17 protein-coding genes and 4 pseudogenes are annotated in these 16,718 nt (G+C 67.9%); 10 read left to right on the forward strand and 11 right to left on the reverse strand.

Annotated elements, in window-relative coordinates; all coding sequences use genetic code 11:
• Positions 1 to 59 precede the first annotated feature (59 nt).
• A complete protein-coding gene (locus tag ACZ7DY_RS36495) occupies positions 60 to 269 on the reverse strand; it encodes a hypothetical protein (protein ID WP_471143561.1) in 210 nt (69 codons plus the stop codon).
• 95 nt (positions 270 to 364) lie between these two features.
• On the opposite strand from ACZ7DY_RS36495, the pseudogene ACZ7DY_RS36500 reads away from it, so the two are divergent.
• Both ACZ7DY_RS36500 and ACZ7DY_RS36505 read left to right on the forward strand, forming a co-directional pair.
• Positions 365 to 472, forward strand: a pseudogene (locus ACZ7DY_RS36500) (transposase); the annotation flags it as partial.
• Between the two features lie 1,066 nt (positions 473 to 1,538).
• Positions 1,539 to 2,465, forward strand: coding sequence for a hypothetical protein (locus ACZ7DY_RS36505; protein WP_471143564.1), 927 nt, complete (start codon positions 1,539 to 1,541; stop codon positions 2,463 to 2,465).
• A 158-nt stretch (positions 2,466 to 2,623) separates the two neighbouring features.
• On the opposite strand, the gene ACZ7DY_RS36510 is transcribed toward ACZ7DY_RS36505, so the two are convergent.
• The 3 genes and pseudogenes from ACZ7DY_RS36510 to ACZ7DY_RS36520 all read right to left on the reverse strand — a co-directional run bounded on the left by ACZ7DY_RS36510 (position 2,624) and on the right by ACZ7DY_RS36520 (position 4,964).
• Positions 2,624 to 3,004: a zinc finger domain-containing protein gene (locus tag ACZ7DY_RS36510; RefSeq protein WP_471143567.1), complete on the reverse strand. Its 381-nt coding sequence runs from the start codon at positions 3,002 to 3,004 to the stop codon at positions 2,624 to 2,626.
• Positions 3,005 to 3,288: 284 nt separating this feature from the next.
• Positions 3,289 to 3,993 (reverse strand): annotated as a pseudogene (locus ACZ7DY_RS36515) (DUF5753 domain-containing protein); the annotation flags it as partial.
• 359 nt (positions 3,994 to 4,352) lie between these two features.
• Complete coding sequence (locus ACZ7DY_RS36520; protein WP_471143569.1) at positions 4,353 to 4,964, reverse strand: TetR/AcrR family transcriptional regulator; 612 nt, start codon at positions 4,962 to 4,964, stop codon at positions 4,353 to 4,355.
• 79 nt (positions 4,965 to 5,043) lie between these two features.
• On the opposite strand from ACZ7DY_RS36520, the gene ACZ7DY_RS36525 reads away from it, so the two are divergent.
• Positions 5,044 to 5,433 (forward strand): VOC family protein, encoded by a 390-nt coding sequence (locus ACZ7DY_RS36525; RefSeq protein ID WP_471143571.1) that lies wholly within the window; start codon positions 5,044 to 5,046, stop codon positions 5,431 to 5,433.
• Between the two features lie 35 nt (positions 5,434 to 5,468).
• Here the strand turns inward: ACZ7DY_RS36525 and ACZ7DY_RS36530 are convergent, their stop codons facing one another.
• Entirely contained in the window at positions 5,469 to 6,401 is a 933-nt protein-coding gene (locus ACZ7DY_RS36530; RefSeq protein ID WP_471143573.1) for a LysR family transcriptional regulator, read from the reverse strand.
• 70 nt (positions 6,402 to 6,471) lie between these two features.
• Here ACZ7DY_RS36530 and ACZ7DY_RS36535 point away from each other — a divergent pair, with 70 nt between their 5' ends.
• Both ACZ7DY_RS36535 and ACZ7DY_RS36540 read left to right on the forward strand, forming a co-directional pair.
• Entirely contained in the window at positions 6,472 to 7,359 is an 888-nt protein-coding gene (locus tag ACZ7DY_RS36535; RefSeq protein ID WP_471143576.1) for an SDR family NAD(P)-dependent oxidoreductase, read from the forward strand.
• Positions 7,360 to 7,433: 74 nt separating this feature from the next.
• Complete coding sequence (locus ACZ7DY_RS36540; protein ID WP_471143578.1) at positions 7,434 to 8,363, forward strand: SDR family NAD(P)-dependent oxidoreductase; 930 nt, start codon at positions 7,434 to 7,436, stop codon at positions 8,361 to 8,363.
• A gap of 16 nt (positions 8,364 to 8,379) precedes the next feature.
• Here ACZ7DY_RS36540 and ACZ7DY_RS36545 read toward each other — a convergent pair whose 3' ends face one another.
• Positions 8,380 to 8,712 (reverse strand): EthD family reductase, encoded by a 333-nt coding sequence (locus ACZ7DY_RS36545; RefSeq protein ID WP_471143580.1) that lies wholly within the window; start codon positions 8,710 to 8,712, stop codon positions 8,380 to 8,382.
• Between the two features lie 65 nt (positions 8,713 to 8,777).
• Between ACZ7DY_RS36545 and ACZ7DY_RS36550 the strand changes: the two genes are divergently transcribed.
• From ACZ7DY_RS36550 to ACZ7DY_RS36560, 3 genes are all read left to right on the forward strand, one after another.
• Complete coding sequence (locus ACZ7DY_RS36550; RefSeq protein WP_471143581.1) at positions 8,778 to 9,401, forward strand: TetR/AcrR family transcriptional regulator; 624 nt, start codon at positions 8,778 to 8,780, stop codon at positions 9,399 to 9,401.
• Positions 9,398 to 9,778, forward strand: coding sequence for a winged helix-turn-helix transcriptional regulator (locus ACZ7DY_RS36555; RefSeq protein WP_471143584.1), 381 nt, complete (start codon positions 9,398 to 9,400; stop codon positions 9,776 to 9,778). The genes ACZ7DY_RS36550 and ACZ7DY_RS36555 overlap by 4 nt, the downstream gene beginning before the upstream one ends.
• A 118-nt stretch (positions 9,779 to 9,896) precedes the next feature.
• Positions 9,897 to 10,220: a hypothetical protein gene (locus tag ACZ7DY_RS36560; RefSeq protein ID WP_471143585.1), complete on the forward strand. Its 324-nt coding sequence runs from the start codon at positions 9,897 to 9,899 to the stop codon at positions 10,218 to 10,220.
• An 86-nt stretch (positions 10,221 to 10,306) separates the two neighbouring features.
• Here ACZ7DY_RS36560 and ACZ7DY_RS36565 read toward each other — a convergent pair.
• The 5 genes and pseudogenes from ACZ7DY_RS36565 to ACZ7DY_RS36585 all read right to left on the reverse strand — a co-directional run bounded on the left by ACZ7DY_RS36565 (position 10,307) and on the right by ACZ7DY_RS36585 (position 13,602).
• Positions 10,307 to 11,163, reverse strand: a pseudogene (locus tag ACZ7DY_RS36565) (IS5 family transposase).
• Positions 11,164 to 11,184: 21 nt separating this feature from the next.
• On the reverse strand, positions 11,185 to 11,595 hold the full coding sequence (locus tag ACZ7DY_RS36570; RefSeq protein ID WP_471143587.1) for a RacP protein: 411 nt from the start codon (positions 11,593 to 11,595) through the stop codon (positions 11,185 to 11,187).
• A gap of 2 nt (positions 11,596 to 11,597) precedes the next feature.
• Positions 11,598 to 12,224 (reverse strand): annotated as a pseudogene (locus ACZ7DY_RS36575) (DUF6192 family protein).
• A gap of 19 nt (positions 12,225 to 12,243) precedes the next feature.
• A complete protein-coding gene (locus tag ACZ7DY_RS36580) occupies positions 12,244 to 12,498 on the reverse strand; it encodes a hypothetical protein (RefSeq protein ID WP_471143588.1) in 255 nt (84 codons plus the stop codon).
• 261 nt (positions 12,499 to 12,759) lie between these two features.
• On the reverse strand, positions 12,760 to 13,602 hold the full coding sequence (locus ACZ7DY_RS36585; protein ID WP_471143590.1) for a winged helix-turn-helix domain-containing protein: 843 nt from the start codon (positions 13,600 to 13,602) through the stop codon (positions 12,760 to 12,762).
• 426 nt (positions 13,603 to 14,028) lie between these two features.
• Here ACZ7DY_RS36585 and ACZ7DY_RS36590 point away from each other — a divergent pair, with 426 nt between their 5' ends.
• Both ACZ7DY_RS36590 and ACZ7DY_RS36595 read left to right on the forward strand, forming a co-directional pair.
• Positions 14,029 to 14,664, forward strand: a complete 636-nt coding sequence (locus tag ACZ7DY_RS36590) for a peptidase inhibitor family I36 protein (RefSeq protein WP_471143592.1) — start codon at positions 14,029 to 14,031, stop codon at positions 14,662 to 14,664.
• Between the two features lie 467 nt (positions 14,665 to 15,131).
• Complete coding sequence (locus ACZ7DY_RS36595; protein WP_471143595.1) at positions 15,132 to 16,361, forward strand: IS701 family transposase; 1,230 nt, start codon at positions 15,132 to 15,134, stop codon at positions 16,359 to 16,361.
• Positions 16,362 to 16,718: the final 357 nt, after the last annotated feature.

Below are 16,718 nucleotides of genomic sequence, written 5' to 3' on the forward strand. Positions count from 1 at the left end.
ACCCCCAAGACCACAACGATCACAAGATCCACCGGACACGCCTCAGCCCCTTTCCTCCTTCAAGTCCTCGAACCGCCCGGCCGAGCAACTCGCCGCCCCCCCCCGCCCGCCGCGTCCCAGCCGTCCAGGAAGGCGGTCAGGGCACGGTGCTGCTCGTTCTCGCGGGTGATCTGCTGGGTGAGGACGTTGCGGTCGATGTACGGGTCGACGGCGGCAAGGACCAGGCGCTTCAGTTCGTCCGGCTTCAGCGCCTCCACCTCCCACTGCACCGGGCGGCGGGGATCGAAGCCGTAGCGGCGGGCGAAGGCTGGCCATCGCGGGTCGTCGTGCTTGCCTCGGTCGCGGGCAACTCGTAAGCGCGGACCTGCTCTGTGTGCTGCAGTTCCTGCTCGGTCTGTCGGACCGGCAGACCGCCGAGGCGGTCCGCTGCCGCATCGACTTCAAATATGCCATGGCCATGGAGCTGGACGATCGGCTTCCACAGCGTGCGGCCGCGCCGGAGGGCGGGAGGCATGCGAGGCGGCCCGCTGGGCCTCCGGGGCGAGGAGGCCATGGACCGCATCAACGACGCCTTCGGTCGCGCACCCATATCGCCGTCGTACCACCCAGGTTGCTCGCCCGCGCGAGCGGCGCAATCAGAGACGGAACGTGCTCACCGGGACGGGGAGGGACAACGGGCACCTCGACAGCTGTATCGGTCATCGGAACCACCCGAGAATGCCTGCCGATCATGCTGCCGCACCGGGAAACTCCAAGATCCCCGACAGAGTCAAACTAGTAATCCAGCAGCAGTTCGCTTCCTGGGCTGGCAATTGTCATCATCCCACTACGGAGGGGATACATGAAATTTCCGCCTGGGTGATGAGTCGGAGTCGGTAACCAGAGTCAGGGCATCGATCTGTCCGGCATCTCGTCCCGACTTTCGCCGCTGGTGCCGCTTGCTCGGCCCTCACCCCCCGGCATTTTTGGGCATAATTGCGTCTGGAACATATGAGGAGTACGCTTGCCCGTCAAGAGACGGGGCCGCATATGCCGAGACCTCTTTGGATTCGGCCAACTCCGTGCCCGCCAGGGGCGGACGAGCCGTCGTCGTCTCATCTCGCCCTACCTGCGTCGACCTCGCGCGATGCGCCTCGACAGGTCCTGGGTGGCAGAGGTCCCAAGTGCCTTCGGCTGCCGATAACCAGAACCTGCAGTTCAGAGCCCGCAGGAGCCAGTAACTTCGAAATGGCGACTTCGCGTCAGTACCGGTCGGCCCCATCGGCGAATATCGACTAAACGAAATTTTGATGGGATTTCCCCTCCGGTGGATTACGTAGTGCCCTGTCGGTTGATTGTTGACGGAAATCGCACACCTTGTTCTATTACAAATATCTGGACATGCGTGTCGTATGGAAGTAGCGCGTAATCCTCTGGACCGCCACACGGCATGCGGCGCAGACAAATGTCTCGAGGGAAATTAATCTTTTTGGGTGCCTTGCCGGCCTGATTTCGCGCTCCGGATCGACCCTTGCTTCACCTGAGCCAGAGGAAACACCGTGAACCGGAAACAGACCACCGCTCTCCTCGCCCTCCCGACCCTCTTCACCGGAGCAGCACTCTTCTTCGGTGCCCCTGCCGGGGCCTCTGCCCTGGCCTGCACCGCGGGCACTGCGGGCATTGCGGGTGCCAACGGCACCGCCGCCCACCCTGCGGGCTTCCCCGGCACCGCAGGCGGTGCTGCGACCGGAACGGGCAACTGCGCGGGCGGTGCCGGCGGCCCCGGCGGCAACGGCTTCGCCAACGGGGTCGGCGGTGCGGGCGGTAACGGCGGGATCGGCGTGGGCAGCGGATCCGGCGGTGCAGGTGCCACCGGTGGCACTGGTGGCTCCAGCGGCGCGACCGGCGGTAACGGTGGCACCGGTTCCTCCGGCGGCCTCAACGGCGCGGGTGGTGCGGGCGGTGCGGGCGGTGCGGGCACCAACGCCGCTGGGGGCGGCATCGGAGGTGCTGGCGGGAACTCCGGCGCCAGCGCCGGAGCCGGCGGCCAGGGCGGCCTGGGTGGCGTCGGTGGATCGAGCGGTGGTGCGGGCGGTAACGCGGGCGACGGCGGCATCGGCCACGGCGGCGGAAAGGGCGGCAACGGAGGCGCCGGTGGCACCAACGCCTCCGGCAACGGAGGTAAGGGCGGTAATGCCGGGAAGGGCGGCAACGGCAGCTCCGGCGGTGCTTACCCCGGTGGCGCCGCGGGCGTTGGCGGAGCCGGTGGTGTGAGTTCTGGAGGGATCACCAACTCGGGTGGCAACGGAGGCACCGGCGGCAATGGCGGTGTGAAGTCGGGTGCCAGCGTTGACGGCACCTGCGGGATCGGCGGCGCCGGCGGCAACGCCACGGGGGGCATGCTCTTCCGTGGCGGGACCGGGGGAACGGGCGGAACGTTCGGCGCGGGCAGCCCCTGCGCGAGCGGCGCCAACGGAACACCGTGACCTTGCCCCACCCAGGTGCCCCGCCCCTCACGCCCTCAGACCACATGGAGCGGTCTCAGGACGTGATGGGTACACCCTGACATCCGCCCCTGAGAGTCTGAGGACTGACTCTCAGGGGCGGCGTGCACCCGGGGCTGCCACTCGCACGACCGCAGGCCTCACCAGCCGCCCACCGGCCCGGCAGCGCGCAGCTCTGCCCCTTCCCGCCGCATAGTGGCGGCGCGACGCTGGAGGAACAAACCGAGCCGGTCGGCGGGGAACATGCGGACGACCGCCACACCGTCGGCCAGGGCGGTGTCCACGTTGAAGTCGGCGCGGGCCTTCTCCGACTCCTTGAGCACGGCCGGGATCGTGTACGTCCGCTGCTCTGGGATGAGGCCCTCCTTTCGCCACTTCGCGTACGGGATGGGGCCGATGGCGTCACGGCGTGCCCGGTGTTCGTTGGTCGGGCGGCCGCCTGCAGTGCGGCAGGCCCGCCCTGCGGCTGCCTTGCAGGTCGGGCATTCGACACGGCGCATCCACGAGCGCACGAGATCCATCTCAGCATTGGAGCGGAGGTAGCGTCGCCATTCACCACCCCAAGGGATGCTCTGCGGTCCGTTCTCCACGCCCATTGGCCCCCTGGGTCCGGTGGTGTGTTCCCTCTTGCCTGCCGTGCAGCTGACCGTACCTGCGCTGGCGCCCCTCAGCTGTCGATCGGGTGAATACCATCCAGGCCGCTCTCGGAGAGGATCAATTGGACCGTGTCGTCCAGAGCGCTGGCCGCGTCGACGACGGTCTCCAGGCCGTTGGGGATCACCGGGCGGCGCAGGAGGTCAGTCCGTCAGCGCGGGTTCAAGTCGCGCCTGGCGGTGTTGATGAGGTGGTGGGCGTCGGCCCCGTACACGGCGGATTCGCGGAGTGTTTTCCAGGTCCGCAGGTAGAGGGCGAGGGTGTCGGTGTCGTCGAGCCAGAGTTCCGCGTGCCAGGTCTCGGTGACGACCTGGCGGTCGTCGTAGATCCAAAAGCCCAGGCCGGGCGGGACTTTCAAGGACGCGGTGAGCGGCACGATGCCGAGCTCCACGGTGTCCATGCCGATCACGCCGGTCAGCCGGTCGAGCTGGGCGGCGAGCACCGAGGGTGAGCAGAGAAGGGAGCGTAGGACCGGTTCCCACAAGATGATGTGGTAGTGCCTGTCCCCGCTGTAGAGCAGTTCCTGGCGCCGTATGCGGGCGCGGACGGCTTCCTCGATGTCGCGTGGGGATTGGTGGAGTTCGGCGGAACGGGTGAGCACGGTGCGGGCGTAGTCGGGGGTCTGCAGGACGCCTACGACCCACGAGGACTCCCAGGCGCGCAGGACTTTGGAGTTCGCCTGGGCCTGGTTGTGGACGTCCTGCACGGGCTTGTGGCCGCCGGCGAGTTGTCTGCGCCAGGAGCGGATGTGTGACTCGAAGCCCGCCAGGCGGGCCCGCAGCTCGTCGTAGGCGTCGGGTCGGCCGCACACTGTGGCCCACTGGTGCAGGTCCTCGGGGGTGGCGGTTTGTCGGCCCAGGTCGCACCCGGGTAACCCACCAGGCCGACTTCCCGCGCACGGGGCCGTCAGGAGAAAAACGGGCAGCTGAAAATCCGCTGCAACCACAGGTCTCACCCGACCGGGGCTCCGGCTCGGCAGTTTAAAGAAGGGTTCTTACGGGATTTTGTGAACGATGTACGGCATTCTTGGAGGCTTCGTTCCTGTTTGAGTTGCTGGATGGTCCCGGATGTCCCGCGCCGCCAAGGCTGGCCCTGGTTGTCCCGGAAGAGTAGCGCCGTCACTCCGTACTCACGGCCCCGTTCCGCTCCCAGTCCTAAAGCTTTCTAGCCCTTCCTTGTCCTGTGGCTGCGCGCCAGGGTTCGCCTCTTAGGCGATCACGAGCTGGCGTCCTGTCTCGCGATCGCCCGTGCCGTGCGGGCGGCTTTCTCCTCGGTTGCCGAGAGGGCGGCGTTTCCCGCACCGAACAGGCCCTGCCGCAGGAAAACTGCCAGGCCGTGGGCGGCAGCGGCGATCCTGAGCAGCAGGTCGAACGCGGCGTCCGGGTCTGAGATGAACTGTCGGGCCACAGGCAGTAGGAGGCGGGCCACCTCGTCGCCTGCCGCGGCCAGTTCGGCGAACCTGGACTTGTCGAGGCCAGCATTGAAGGTCGCATCGAACAGAGCGGGTTCCTCGGCGGCGAATCTGACATATGACGCCGCGAAGGACGCCAGTTGTTCGACGGGGTCCTCGATGCCCTTCACAGCCGCGGCGAAGCGATGGCGTTGTTCGCGGTAGCCCTGTGTGGCGAGTTCAGCCAGCAGCGCGTCCCGGTCGGCGAAGTGCTTGTACGGCGCCGCGACACTCACTCCGGCCCGGCGGCTCGCCTCGGCCAGGGTGAAGCCGTGCGGACCTCGCTCGCCGACCAGCTCCAAGGATGCCCGCAGGAGGGAGTTGCGCAGGTCGCCGTGATGGTGGCCGACGGGACGACGGGTAACTGGAGGGGCCATGCCCGATAGGTTAACATCGCTTACCAGGTAACTGGCATTAACCATGGGGGTCGTCATGTCTGTTGCTCGCATTCACCACGTGAGCCTCTCGGTCGCGGACCTTGCCGCGCAGGAAGCCTGGTACGCCGACGCGTTCGGGCTCACGCAGGTGGAAGAGCGCCTGGAGCTACCTGAAGCGGGAGTCCGTACCGTCGTTCTGAGTGATGCGGCGGGCCTGCGAGTGGAGTTCGTCGAGCGGTCCGGCTCGCGCCCCGTCTCACACGCCGATGCTTTTGCCGCCACCGCCGTGCAGACCTTCACTCATCTGGCACTTCAAGTCTCGGATCTCGACGACGCGTTCGCCCGCCTGACGCAGGACTGCGGGGCTGCTGGGGTCTCCCAGCCCGCGCCCGGCGCCAGTGAAGGCATGCGCTACGCGTACGTCGCCGACCCGGAGGGCAATCTGCTGGAGTTGATCGAGACGTCCTGAGCGGTGCGGGTCGGGCCGGCGCGGCACGCCACTGCTCAAGTAGTGGGATGGGGCGTGTGAGCCTCGAGTGCAGTCGTGCGAAGGACGGCGGCCATCCGTGTCACGGCCGACGTTGGCGGGTCAGGCAGGCGGGCCAGGAGTAGGCGCCGCTGTTCTTGCGGGCCGCCGCGGACAGGGAGGACCCGCACGCCGGGGGGTACCGCGGAGGCGAGCGAGGCGGGGAGGGTGGTCAGTCCGCACCCTGCGGCGACGAGGTGGAGTTTGGCCAGCCAGTCGCGGGCGGTGTGGGCGATCTCGGGGCGTTCGTCCAGGCCCGGCCACACGCCCATCAGGCGGTCCTCTCCTGATGAGGACCCGGCGATCCAGCGCTGTCCCCGCAGATCGGTCACGTCTACGTAGGTGCCGCGGGCCAGGGGGTGCGTGGCGGGCACCGCGAGACGCAGCGGGCGTTCGGTGAGTGTCTGCAGTGCCAGTGGGGGCGACTCGGTGTCCGGCGCACGGAACGGTGGCGCCGAGGCGAGCAGGGCCAGGTCCAGGCTGCCCGCCCGCAGCGCGCGGACCAGGGCGGGAGTGCCGCCCTCGCGGCCGACGACCTCCAGTCCGGGATCGCTTTCACGCAGTGCGGCAAGGGCTCGGGGTACCAGCACGGCACCGGCGCTGGGCACCCACCCCAGCCGGACCGTCCCGGTCTGCTCCGGCAGGCCCGACAGTTCCCTGGCGGTCGCGGCGATCTCGTCGAGCACGACCGTCGCGCGGCGCATGACGACGCGACCGGCGGGCGTGAGTCGGGCCCCCTCGCGCCGCCGCTCCAGCAGCTCCGCGCCTGCCGCGCGCTCGATCGCGGCGATCTGCCGGGAGACGGCGGACTGGGTGTAGCCGAGCGACGCCGCGGCCGCGGTGAAGGTTCCCTGTTCGGCCACGGCCCGCAGCACGCGCAGCGCAGTCAGTGACACATCAGTGAAGTCCATGATGTTTACGCATGCTAGCTGTTCCAAACTTTCGTTGGACTCATGGATGACGGGTTCCTAGCGTGGAGGCATGACCACTTCACGCATCGCCCTCGTCACGGGCGCCAACCAGGGGCTCGGCCGGGCCTTCGCAGAGGGTCTTGCGGCCCGCATGGATCCGCAGGACCTGGTCCTGCTCACCGGTCGCAGTCAGCAGCGTGTGGCGGACGCCGCCCGGGAGGTCGCCCAGCTGCCCGCCACCCGTGCCCGGGTCGAGGGCCGGGTCCTGGATGTTACGGACACCGACGCCATCGCCCGTCTCGCCGAGGATCTGCGGGTCCGCCAGGGAGGGGTGGACGTCGTCATCTCCAACGCGGTCGCCCGATTGCTCCCCGCGGAGTCGCAGTCCGAGCGGGCCGATGAGTTCATCGATGTCTCCAACAGCGCCACGCACGCGATGCTGCGCTCCTTCGGCCCGGTGCTGCGTCCCGGTGGGCGCCTGCTCGTCGTGGCCAGCAGCCTGGGGACGCTGGGCCACCTCGACGGCCGTCTGCACCACCTGTTCGACGGTGCGAGCCTGGACCATGTCGAGTACGCCGTGGAGTCGTGGCGCAGCGCCATCCATCACAAGACCGCGCAGGAGGCCGGCTGGCCGCTGTGGCTGAACGTGCCCTCGAAGGTGGCCCAGGTCGCCGCCGTGCGCGCCGTCGCCGCCGAACGCCGCGCCCGGGACCTGGCAGACGGCACGCTCGTCGCCGCTGTCTGCCCCGGCATGGTCGACACGGCGACCTCGCGCCCCTGGTTCAGCGACTACAGCCAGGCCCAGTCGCCCTCCCGGGCCGCTGAGGCCGTCCTCGATCTGGTCTTCGCCGAGCACGTCGACCCGGAGCTCTACGGCGAGCTGGTGCGCTTCGGCAAGGTCCTGCCCTGGAGCGACGGCACGCCTCCGGCCGAGCAGGACGCGATGCTCGTGCCCTGACCGCGCCGGCTTCCACCCGCCCGCAGCGCCCCCGGCCGCTTCACCATCCAGCCTTTGCAGCAAGGAGCCCCCTCATGAGTGCCCTCACCACCCCGTTCGGTTTCGCCAGCACCGCCGGCGAGGTCGTGTCAGGTATCGACCTCTCCGGCCGCCGCGCGGTCGTCACCGGCGCCTCCTCCGGCATCGGGGCGGAGACGGCCCGCGCCCTGGCGGCCACCGGCGCGGCCGTCACCCTCGCCGTGCGGGACGTGGCGGCGGGCGAACGCGTCGCCAAGGACATCACCGGATCGACCGGCAACCAGGACGTGCGGGCCATGCACCTCGACCTGACCGACCCCTCATCCATCACGGCCTTCACCACCGCCTGGCAGGGCCCGCTGCACGTCCTGGTGAACAATGCGGGCGTCATGGCCTGCCCCGAGCAGTACACGGAACAGGGCTGGGAATGGCAGTTCGCCACCAACCACCTCGGCCACTTCGCCCTCGCCACTGGCCTGCACGGCGCGCTGGCCGCCGACGGCAACGCCCGCATCGTCGTGGTGAGTTCCACCGGCCACCAGCAGTCACCGGTGGTGTGGGACGACGTCAACTTCGCCTTCCGCCCCTACGACCCGTGGCTCGCCTACGGACAGTCCAAGACGGCCAACGTCCTGTTCGCGGTGGAGGCGACCCGCCGCTGGGCCAGCGACAACATCACCGCCAACGCCCTGATGCCGGGCGCCATCTACACGAACCTGCAGCGCCACACCGGCGGCCGGGGCAGCGGCCGCGTCCCCGCCGAGCTGATCAAGACCGTCGAACAGGGCGCCGCCACGTCAGCGCTCCTGGCCACCTCACCGCTGCTCGAAGGCATCGGCGGCCGCTACTTCGTCGACTGCAACGAGACCGAGATCGTCGACCGACGCCCCGGCACCCTGCACGGCGTCGCCCGCTACGCCGTCGACCCGGCAGGCGCGCGGCGCCTGTGGGACCTGTCGCAGGACCTGATCACCGGCGCCGCGTGACCGGGACGCGTCCCGGCTAGACCAGCTGCACCTGCCGGTCCAGGACCGCCGAATGGATACCGGTGGACGCTTCCCGCATATAGGCCCCGCGCAGCTTGTGAGCCCGCTGGTACTCCGGTGTCGCGAGCGCCTCGCGCATCGCCGACTGCGAGTCGAAGCTGATCCGCACGATGGCGTCGATGGGCTCCTCCACGCCGTCGCTCACCATGTCGGTGAGGTAGTACTGCACGTACTCCCTCACCTGGGGCAGTGCCGCGTAGGTCGGTCCGTATTCGTGCTCCATGAAGCGGCGGAAGTCCTCCGTGGAGACCCCGGGACGTTTCCGGATCACCGTCATCAGCGTGAGCATTGCCGTACCACCTTCCTGAACGCCTGTTCATTGAAGCCTACAGTGAACAGGTGTTCAATGGAGTGGTGAGCAGATCCCGAAAAGCAGCCACCGCCACAGTCCGGCGCGACCTGCGCGGCGAGCTCGTCGCCGCCGCGGTGGAGATGCTGGCGCAGCCGCAGCCCGTCGCCGTGCCGTCCCTGCGCTCGATCGCGCGGGCCTGCCACGTCGCCCCGTCTGCGGTCTACTGGCACTTCCCTTCGGAGGCCGACCTGCGCTCGGCCGTGCTCGACGCCGAGTACACCTCCTTGATCAGCGCGGTCGAAGCAGCACTGGACGGTGCGCCCGACGGCACCGACCGGCTCATCGTCGCGGGCGACGCGTACATCGCCTGGGCCCTGGACCACCCCGGCGCCTACCAGCTGCTGTTCGAGAGCGACGACGAGCTCCCGGCCACCCGCGCCGAACACGGGCCCCGCCTGCAGCAGCGCATCGTGGAACTCGCCCGCCGCGTCGACCCGCAGGTCCCCTTCGCCGCGGCGCTCCTGCTGTGGTCGGCCTGGCACGGTGTCGTCTCCCTGCGCCTGCACAAGACCGAGTGGGACTGGGGGATGACACCCCACGAGGCCAACCGGCGGCTGGTGGCCGCTCTGACGACTGTCCACTCCTCACAGGAAGCCCCTACCGGGAACGGTTCCCCAGCGCCATGACCCCTGACTCCCGCCTCACCACCTCACCGGCCTCGACGTGCTCCATCAGCCGTGTCGAGCACACCCTGGGGATCCTGCACAGCCGATGGAAACTGCTGATCATCCATCACCGGCTGATCCGCCAGCCGCGCCGCTTCTCCGACCTCGAACGGGCCATCCCGGAGGTGACGCAGAAGATGCTCGTCCAGCAGCTGCGCGCGCTGGAGAGCGACGGCATCGTGCGCCGCATCGTCCACGACGAGGTGCCGCCCCATGTGGAGTGCGAACTGGCAGCGGCCAGCGCGGAGTTGGCAACGGCGATCGAGCAGGCCATCCTGCTGATCGACTCCATGACGGAGGACGACATCGCCGACCACGAGTGGGCCACCGACCGGTAGACGGAAGCCCTCGAAGACGTCATCGCCGCGAAACAACGGCTCAGGCCTGACCGTAATTCTCCCGCCCGGGTTCACGCTCCTGAGCGTCGAGGACATTCTTGAGAAACGTGCGATCTGGTTGAATTACGCAGCACCGGATGACTGCAACCTGGCAGAAGGAGACAAACCCTTCCTCGTCCCGTTCGCGACGTTGAGCGTTATCCAGCTTCTGGTCGACATCAGGACAGGCCGTATCGGCGAGTGGGACATCGAGCAGGGCTTCTTCTGGGAACGCGATCCCCTTTGGAGCTCCTTCACCAGTGCCCTGGACTTCGTCGGCAACCTGCTGGCCTCGCCGCGTCCTTGGATCGCGATTCTGCCGGACGACGACGAGTGGGAAGTAACCGACAAGCACCCAGATTTCCCCGGGACGCTCGTATGGACCGAAGACCCCGTCGGCTGACCTCCAACCGGTCTGGAAGCAGACCCCGAGTACCTCTCATGGCCGCGGGCCCCTTTCTGGGGGACTAGCGGGCAGGTGGCATGTGATCACACCGCCTGCACTACCGAAGCGGGGCGGGGAATTGCGGCTGTTGGGTGGATGGGCGGTCGGGTAATCCGGCGGGTCATGAGCGTGACCGCGGCGAGCGTGAGCATCGCTTCGGAGTGCTCGGGCCTGGTCTCGTAATCGCGCACGTTGCGACGCGCGTGCAGCAACCATGCCAGGGACCTCTCCACCACCCAGCGCCTCGGGAGAATCACGAAGCCCCTGGTGTCCTTCGGCCTGCTCACAGTCTTGATCGTTAGGTGGAGGAAGGACTTGGCCCAGGCGACGAGTGTGCCCGCGTAGGCCAGGTCGGCCCAGACGATGGTGATTTCGGGGTGCATCAGCCGCAGCCGGAAGAGCGCTTCACGCGCCGCAACGCTGTCGTGCATGTCAGCCGGAGTGACCATCACCAACAGTGGGAGGCCTTTGAGGTCCACGATGATGTGCCGCTTCCGGCCCGGCGTCTTTTTCCGGCGTCATAGCCGGACGTGGAGCGCGGGACGGTGGCGGCGACCTTCACGGACTGCGAGTCGATCACCGCTGCCACCGGGTGCGGTGACGTACCCATCGTCCGTCGGATCCGACGCCGCAGCTGGTCCCGGATGAGGTTGAAGACTCCGGCCGCGGACCAGCGGCTGAAAAACCCGAACACTGTCTTGAACGGCGGGTAATCCTGCGGCAGGGAGGACCATTTGCAGCCGGTGTCGACGAGATAGCGCAGGGCATCGACGATCTCGCGCCGCGGATGCGCTTCGGGACGGCCGCCGCGCGGGGTCTGGCAGGCCGGCACCGGCAACAAGGGCTCGATCAGAAACCATTCGAGGTCACTGGTGTCGGAGGGGTAGCGCCGCTGCCGCATCGTGTCCGCCTCCCGCTTCTCTCAGGCGATCAGGTCGAGGGTGGACTCGACGGAGTTGAGCTGGGCGACGATGTGGCGGATCCGCTTGTCCTCCGGATCGAGAGCGGCGTGCGGCGCTATGGTGCCGGTGATCAGACGGCGGACCTCCGTGAGCAACACGTGCACCCGGGCCGTCTCGTAGGTCTCCAGCTCGTTCGGGTCCGCGCTTAACGCGTAACCCTCTGCCCTGGTGTAAATCACCGGTGGCCAGCCCTTCTTCGTGATGATGTCGCGCATCATTGCCATGCCCGACTGCACTTGGCTGCGGGTGAGTTCGGTGGCCCGCATCAACTGAGGCATATGGAGACCTGCGGGGCGGGCCTGCATGAGCGCTCTGAAGATCGCTTCCGCATGCTCGCGTGCCGCGTCGCCCCGGTGCCGTGACCAGGGCATTCCTACTCGCCCCGCAAAAGTTTCGCGAGCTCCTCGTCGACGTCGACCTGGCCGGTGTCCACGGCGGTGAGGATCCACTCACAGGTCGCGCGGACACGGTCGACGTTGCGGTGCACGGTGTCGCGTTCGTCGTCGGAGAAGGGCCGCTCGCGCAGTGACGGGACGATCCGGCCCGTGGCCGCGACGAACCGCTGGCAGGCCCCGACCAGGTCGAGGAACTCCAAAGCGTGGTTGATCCGCCGCACGGTCGGCTCGAACGGCTCCTCCGCGCCTTCGAGCTACTGCTCGTGGGCCTCGCGCAGCTGGCGGGACTGCTCGACCTGAGCGTGATTTACCTGGTGCCGGGCGGTGTCGTCGGTCATGGCCTTGAACGCCACCGATGGACGCCGCAGCAGATCGGTCGCCACCTGCGCGGCAACCTGCTCGTCGGCGACCAGGTCGTGCACGGCCTCGATCTTCTCCTGCGCCGTCTCCGGGCCCGGACCGTGGTAGCCGACGCGCTGCCGGGAGGTCTCCGGTGTCCACCGCCGTTTGCCGGTCCGCTCGTCCAGCGGCGGGTTCTTGATCGCCGCCCACCGTTCTTCGTCGTCAGAGATCGCGGCCAGGGTCTGGTGGGTACTGAACGCCACTCCAGAGCATCGGTGCTGCTCAGGCCCGGCTGGCCACCCACCGATACGACTTCAGGGTGTTGTAGGGAACGTTGACGTCTTCTGACAGCCGGTGCAGCCATGCCGACACCCCGAACAAGTCGTCACGCACCGACCGGCCGCCGTGATCCTGCATCGGGACGACTTCCAACGCACCGTCGCCGATGATGAACGAACTCTTCGACAACTTCTCGACGGCCTCGCGCAGCCGTTCCACGATCTGCTCGTACCGGTCCACGCTGACGTTGCCGACCATCTCCGAACTCGGCACCACACCCACCCCCTGCCAGTCCGGAGCACGGCACCCGCGGCCGTGAAGGGGAACCCCGGCCCGCCCGGTACCGGCAGAATCCGCCCGCCGACCCACACCGCAAAGGCGTACCGACACGGCGCTCGGAGCGCCCGAAAGCTCTCCGCAAAGCCCGCTGCTGAGTCACTGTGGACGGAGAGCCTGATGCGCACCGAGCCCTCCCCTGTGGCTCGTGTACGAGATCAACAGGGGTTTGAGGATGGGCTCTCAAAGGGGCGCCTCATGGGGGGTATTGAGGAGGGCGGTCCCAAGGAGGGTGGGGCTGTGGAGAGCTGTATGGCGGTGCCGGACGGTATGGATGAGCCCGGCCGCGCGCAACGTGGTGGCATGCTCGCTTGCGCTCGGGGATGAGATGCGGGTGAGGGCGGCCAGTTCCTTGGTGGAGCAGCCTGGGTGTTCGGCGATAGCGACAAGTACGGCGGCCCGGGTGGCGCCCAGGAGCGCTGCCAGCGCCGAGCGGAATCGGGGCGAGACAGACTGCTGCACTGTGTCGGGAAGAGACGGCGTGAGTGTGTGCCAGGCATCCCGGACGGGATAGCTCATGACAGGTTGCGGCTCTGCATCGGCATCGATGGCGTGTGATCCGGATCCGAAGACCGTGGGGACGAGGAGGAGGCCGCGGCCCTCAAGGTACAAGTCGTCGTCACGGCCTGAGAGCATGGCAACTTCGAGCACTGGTGGGTTCCAGCGGATGCGCTGTGGGTTGAGCGCAGAGAGCATGACTTCCATGCCGCCGGCCAGGGTTTGCTGCATTCGCACCCCCCGGTCGGCCGCGGTGGCGTTGGCGATCTGCGCCCAGTACGGGGTCAGGAGTGCCGTGAAGACCTGGTCAAGGCTGTTGAAAATCTGCCGCTGCAGGTCGGGGTCGTCGGGTAACCAGCGGGCCCAGGACGGCAGGGGCCGTGACTCGGCCACCAGGTCCAAGTCCTTGCGGATCTGGGAGCGGGGTGCGGAGCGCACCTGATCCAGCAGCTCCTGCGGACTACCGCCCCCCGTGGGAGCCAAAAAACGCGGTGTCCAGCCGGAAGGAGGAATGAGGTCGAAGACCATGCGTGCACTGGGCCCCAGTGCGGTGAAGGAATTCCGCCTCCAGGCCCCGACACTTGGAGGCGTGCTGGGCCGCTGCAAGGTCTGCACCGCACCGCTGAGTTCCAGCAGCGGGTGCGGAGTGGGAGCTACCCGTGTCCGTGCCAGGTCCTTGACCGTGAAGTGGATGCGATAGACCACGTTTGTCCCCCGAATCGGCACGGTGCACGCCAGGGCCAATATTCCGGAGATGTCGTCCTTCGGTCGAGACCGAATCAGGTCGCCCGTTGCGCTGGTGAGCGTGAAGGCTGTGTGCACCGGGCGGCGAGCCGAATGCCGCCGACCCCGCCGTGCCCAAGGTACTGCGGGGACAAACCTCTCGGCGGTGCGGCCGTGCGGCGGCTCTCGTCCCCGGTGCTGACCGTCGAAGGAAACCCACGGGAGGACAGAGTGACCAGCACGCATCAGCAAGGACGTAAAGCCGCGAAGGCGAGGCCCAAGATTGCGGTCGCCTCGGCCATGATGGCGCTGACCGCAGTCGCGATCACCGCTCCGCTGGCGTCCGCCAATGACGCCGTATCGTCCGGCACCACGATGGATCGAGCGGCCTTCCGGGCGCAGGCGGCAGACGCGGGTCTGACGACCTCGCAGGCCACCGCGCTGCAGGCCAGGATCGACAAGCGGATCGCCCAGGACGGTGGCAGGCAGACGGCGGCCAATGAGATCACCTACAAGGGCAGCAAGATGCTGCTGCCGCTGCCTGGGGAGAAGTACTCGAGGGCACTGAACAGCAGCCTGGACGGCAACGACGCACGCACACCGCTGGCGTCCTGCCCCTCCGGGGCGTTCTGCGGCTACAAGGGAGCCAACTTCTCGGGCGAGACGCGGCATTGGTACGCCTGCAACAAGTTCCACGAGATCCCCGACGGCTGGAACAGTGGCGGGTCGTGGATCAACAACCAGACCAGTGGGTACCAGGCGAGTATGTACAACAAGACCTATGACTGGGTCTATACCACCCCACCGGCGTACAGCAAGGACAGTCACGGCAACTGGGGACCTGTCTGGTACATCTGGGCCTGCTAAGTGACGACGCGGGCTGCGGGGATTGACTGCCTTCACGCAGGACGCAGCCGGTAAGTTCGTCTCACCTCGCAGCCCCGGCGTGAGACTGGCACGGGCCCGCAGCCCGACGCAGAGCCTGTGCCAGTCCCGTTCCAGCACAGGACGGCCGTTGCCTGGTTGTCGGCGGGTGGGGCGGGAACAGGCTGGCCGGAGTGGCCGTGCTCAGGGTGCAAAACCTGATCTTCCGTCCGACTTGTCATGGCTCGACGGTGTGACGTTGGGAGATCATTGCCGGTCAGGCGTCCGCGCTTCGCTTCGGTTATGGCATGAGCATGTCTAATCCGTCTACTCCGGCAACGTCTCCGGCTTCAGACCCCTGCGCCCCGTGCACGCCCTGGACGCTCCACTTCGTGTCGATGGCGCCATAACCATCTAGTAGTGCTTCGTTAGCTCTATCCGTCGGTGCTGATCAGGCGCATGTTGGATGTGTGGACACGTATGAAGTGAACCGTTTACGGGCTGCGTTGGGGCTGTTTGTGGCCGATGTGTTCGCCTCGGTGCCGCGCAAGGATCAGCGGGCCAAGGGCGAGTGCTATCTGCGGGGCCTGATGCTGGACGGCCGGCGCAAGTCGATCCAGCCGATGGCCGAACGGCTGCCGGACGGCAATATGCAGGCCCTGCAGCAGTTCGTCAGCCAGTCTCCGTGGGACTGGACGCCGGTGCGCCGGCGGATCGCCGAGAGACTGTGCCAGGTGATCCGGCCCGAGGTGTGGGTGGTCGACGACGTGTCGTTTCCCAAGTGCGGGCGGGCCTCGGTGGGGGTCGCCCGGCAGTACTGCGGAGCCTTGGGCAAGCGGGCCAACTGCCAGGTCGCGGTCAGCGTGCACGCCGCCACCGACACCGCGTCCTGCCCACTGGAATGGGACTTGTTCCTCCCCGCGGAATGGGCAGACGATCACCAGCGCAGGCGACGGGCCGGGGTGCCCGACGACATCGGGCAGGCGCCCAAAACTCATCTGGCCCTGGGCCTGTTGGACCGGCTGGCCGACTGGCTGGGGCCGGTGCCGGTCATCGTGGCCGACGCCGGTTATGGCCGCAGCGTCTCCTTCCGGCTCGCGCTGGAAGAACGCGGCTGGTCCTACGTCATGGCCCTGGACCCCAAAGAGATCGCACGGACAGCCGACGCCGAGCCGACGCAACCCGACTATGGCGGGCTCGGGCCGCCCACGTTGCCGCGCTACCGCCAGGCGCCCAGGCCCCTGCACACATTTGCCGAGAGCAATACGCCGTTCCGCGACGTCGTCTGGCGCCAGGGCAGCAAGGGGGCCGTGACCTCACGTTTCACCGTGCTCCAGGTGCGGCCGTCGGGCAAGGAGGCCCGCCGCACCGCCCAGGAACAGGCCGGTGGACGCAGCAACTGGGACGGCGTGCTGCCGGACCGGACCCTGCTGGTCGAACAGCCCGAGGATGCTGCTGAGCCGACCGGCTACTGGATGAGCAACCTGCCGGTCTCCACCCCCATCACTGATCTGGTGCGGTTCGCGAAGATGCGCTGGCGGATCGAGCACGATTACCGCGAACTCAAACACGGTCTGGGCCTGGACCACTTCGAGGGCCGCACCTGGCGCGGCTGGCACCACCACGTCACCCTCGTCACCGCCGCCCAGGCCTTCCTCACCCTGCGGCGGCTCCACCCAAAAGCCCCGATGCCGGCCTGAGCCTCTACCAAGTCCTCGACACTCTGCAGGACCTGCTGCGGTGCTGGACCGGCACCTGCACCACCTGCGGCCGACCACTCACCAGAGCCAGAACCTAACGAAGCACTCCTAGGGACTGTCCGATGGGGCAAGCCGGATGCCAGTCTCCACCCCAACATCACCACACGCCAGGATCGTCGGCCTCCTCCGGGCCTTCTGCTACCGGCTTCCGCTGCAAGGCACACTGCCGGCGGCACGATGGCATGATCGCCACCCACGGAACCCTCCAGGAGCGTGAAATGCAGCCCGAGTCACCGGAGTTCGACCACCTTCTGCACTGCGTCCCCGATGTCGAGTCGGCCACCCAGGCGTACACGG

It is taken from the genome of Streptomyces sp. NPDC037013 (assembly GCF_055607265.1).

Coding starts and splice junctions, on each gene's coding strand:
- ACZ7DY_RS36545 (WP_471143580.1), bottom strand. CDS start 8,712: ATGCTCACGCTGATGACGGTGATCCGGAAACGTCCCGGGGTCTCCACG.
- ACZ7DY_RS36555 (WP_471143584.1), top strand. CDS start 9,398: ATGACCCCTGACTCCCGCCTCACCACCTCACCGGCCTCGACGTGCTCC.
- ACZ7DY_RS36580 (WP_471143588.1), bottom strand. CDS start 12,498: ATGGTCGGCAACGTCAGCGTGGACCGGTACGAGCAGATCGTGGAACGG.
- ACZ7DY_RS36570 (WP_471143587.1), bottom strand. CDS start 11,595: ATGCCCTGGTCACGGCACCGGGGCGACGCGGCACGCGAGCATGCGGAA.
- ACZ7DY_RS36510 (WP_471143567.1), bottom strand. CDS start 3,004: ATGGATCTCGTGCGCTCGTGGATGCGCCGTGTCGAATGCCCGACCTGC.
- ACZ7DY_RS36530 (WP_471143573.1), bottom strand. CDS start 6,401: ATGGACTTCACTGATGTGTCACTGACTGCGCTGCGCGTGCTGCGGGCC.
- ACZ7DY_RS36520 (WP_471143569.1), bottom strand. CDS start 4,964: ATGGCCCCTCCAGTTACCCGTCGTCCCGTCGGCCACCATCACGGCGAC.
- ACZ7DY_RS36585 (WP_471143590.1), bottom strand. CDS start 13,602: ATGGTCTTCGACCTCATTCCTCCTTCCGGCTGGACACCGCGTTTTTTG.
- ACZ7DY_RS36540 (WP_471143578.1), top strand. CDS start 7,434: ATGAGTGCCCTCACCACCCCGTTCGGTTTCGCCAGCACCGCCGGCGAG.
- ACZ7DY_RS36535 (WP_471143576.1), top strand. CDS start 6,472: ATGACCACTTCACGCATCGCCCTCGTCACGGGCGCCAACCAGGGGCTC.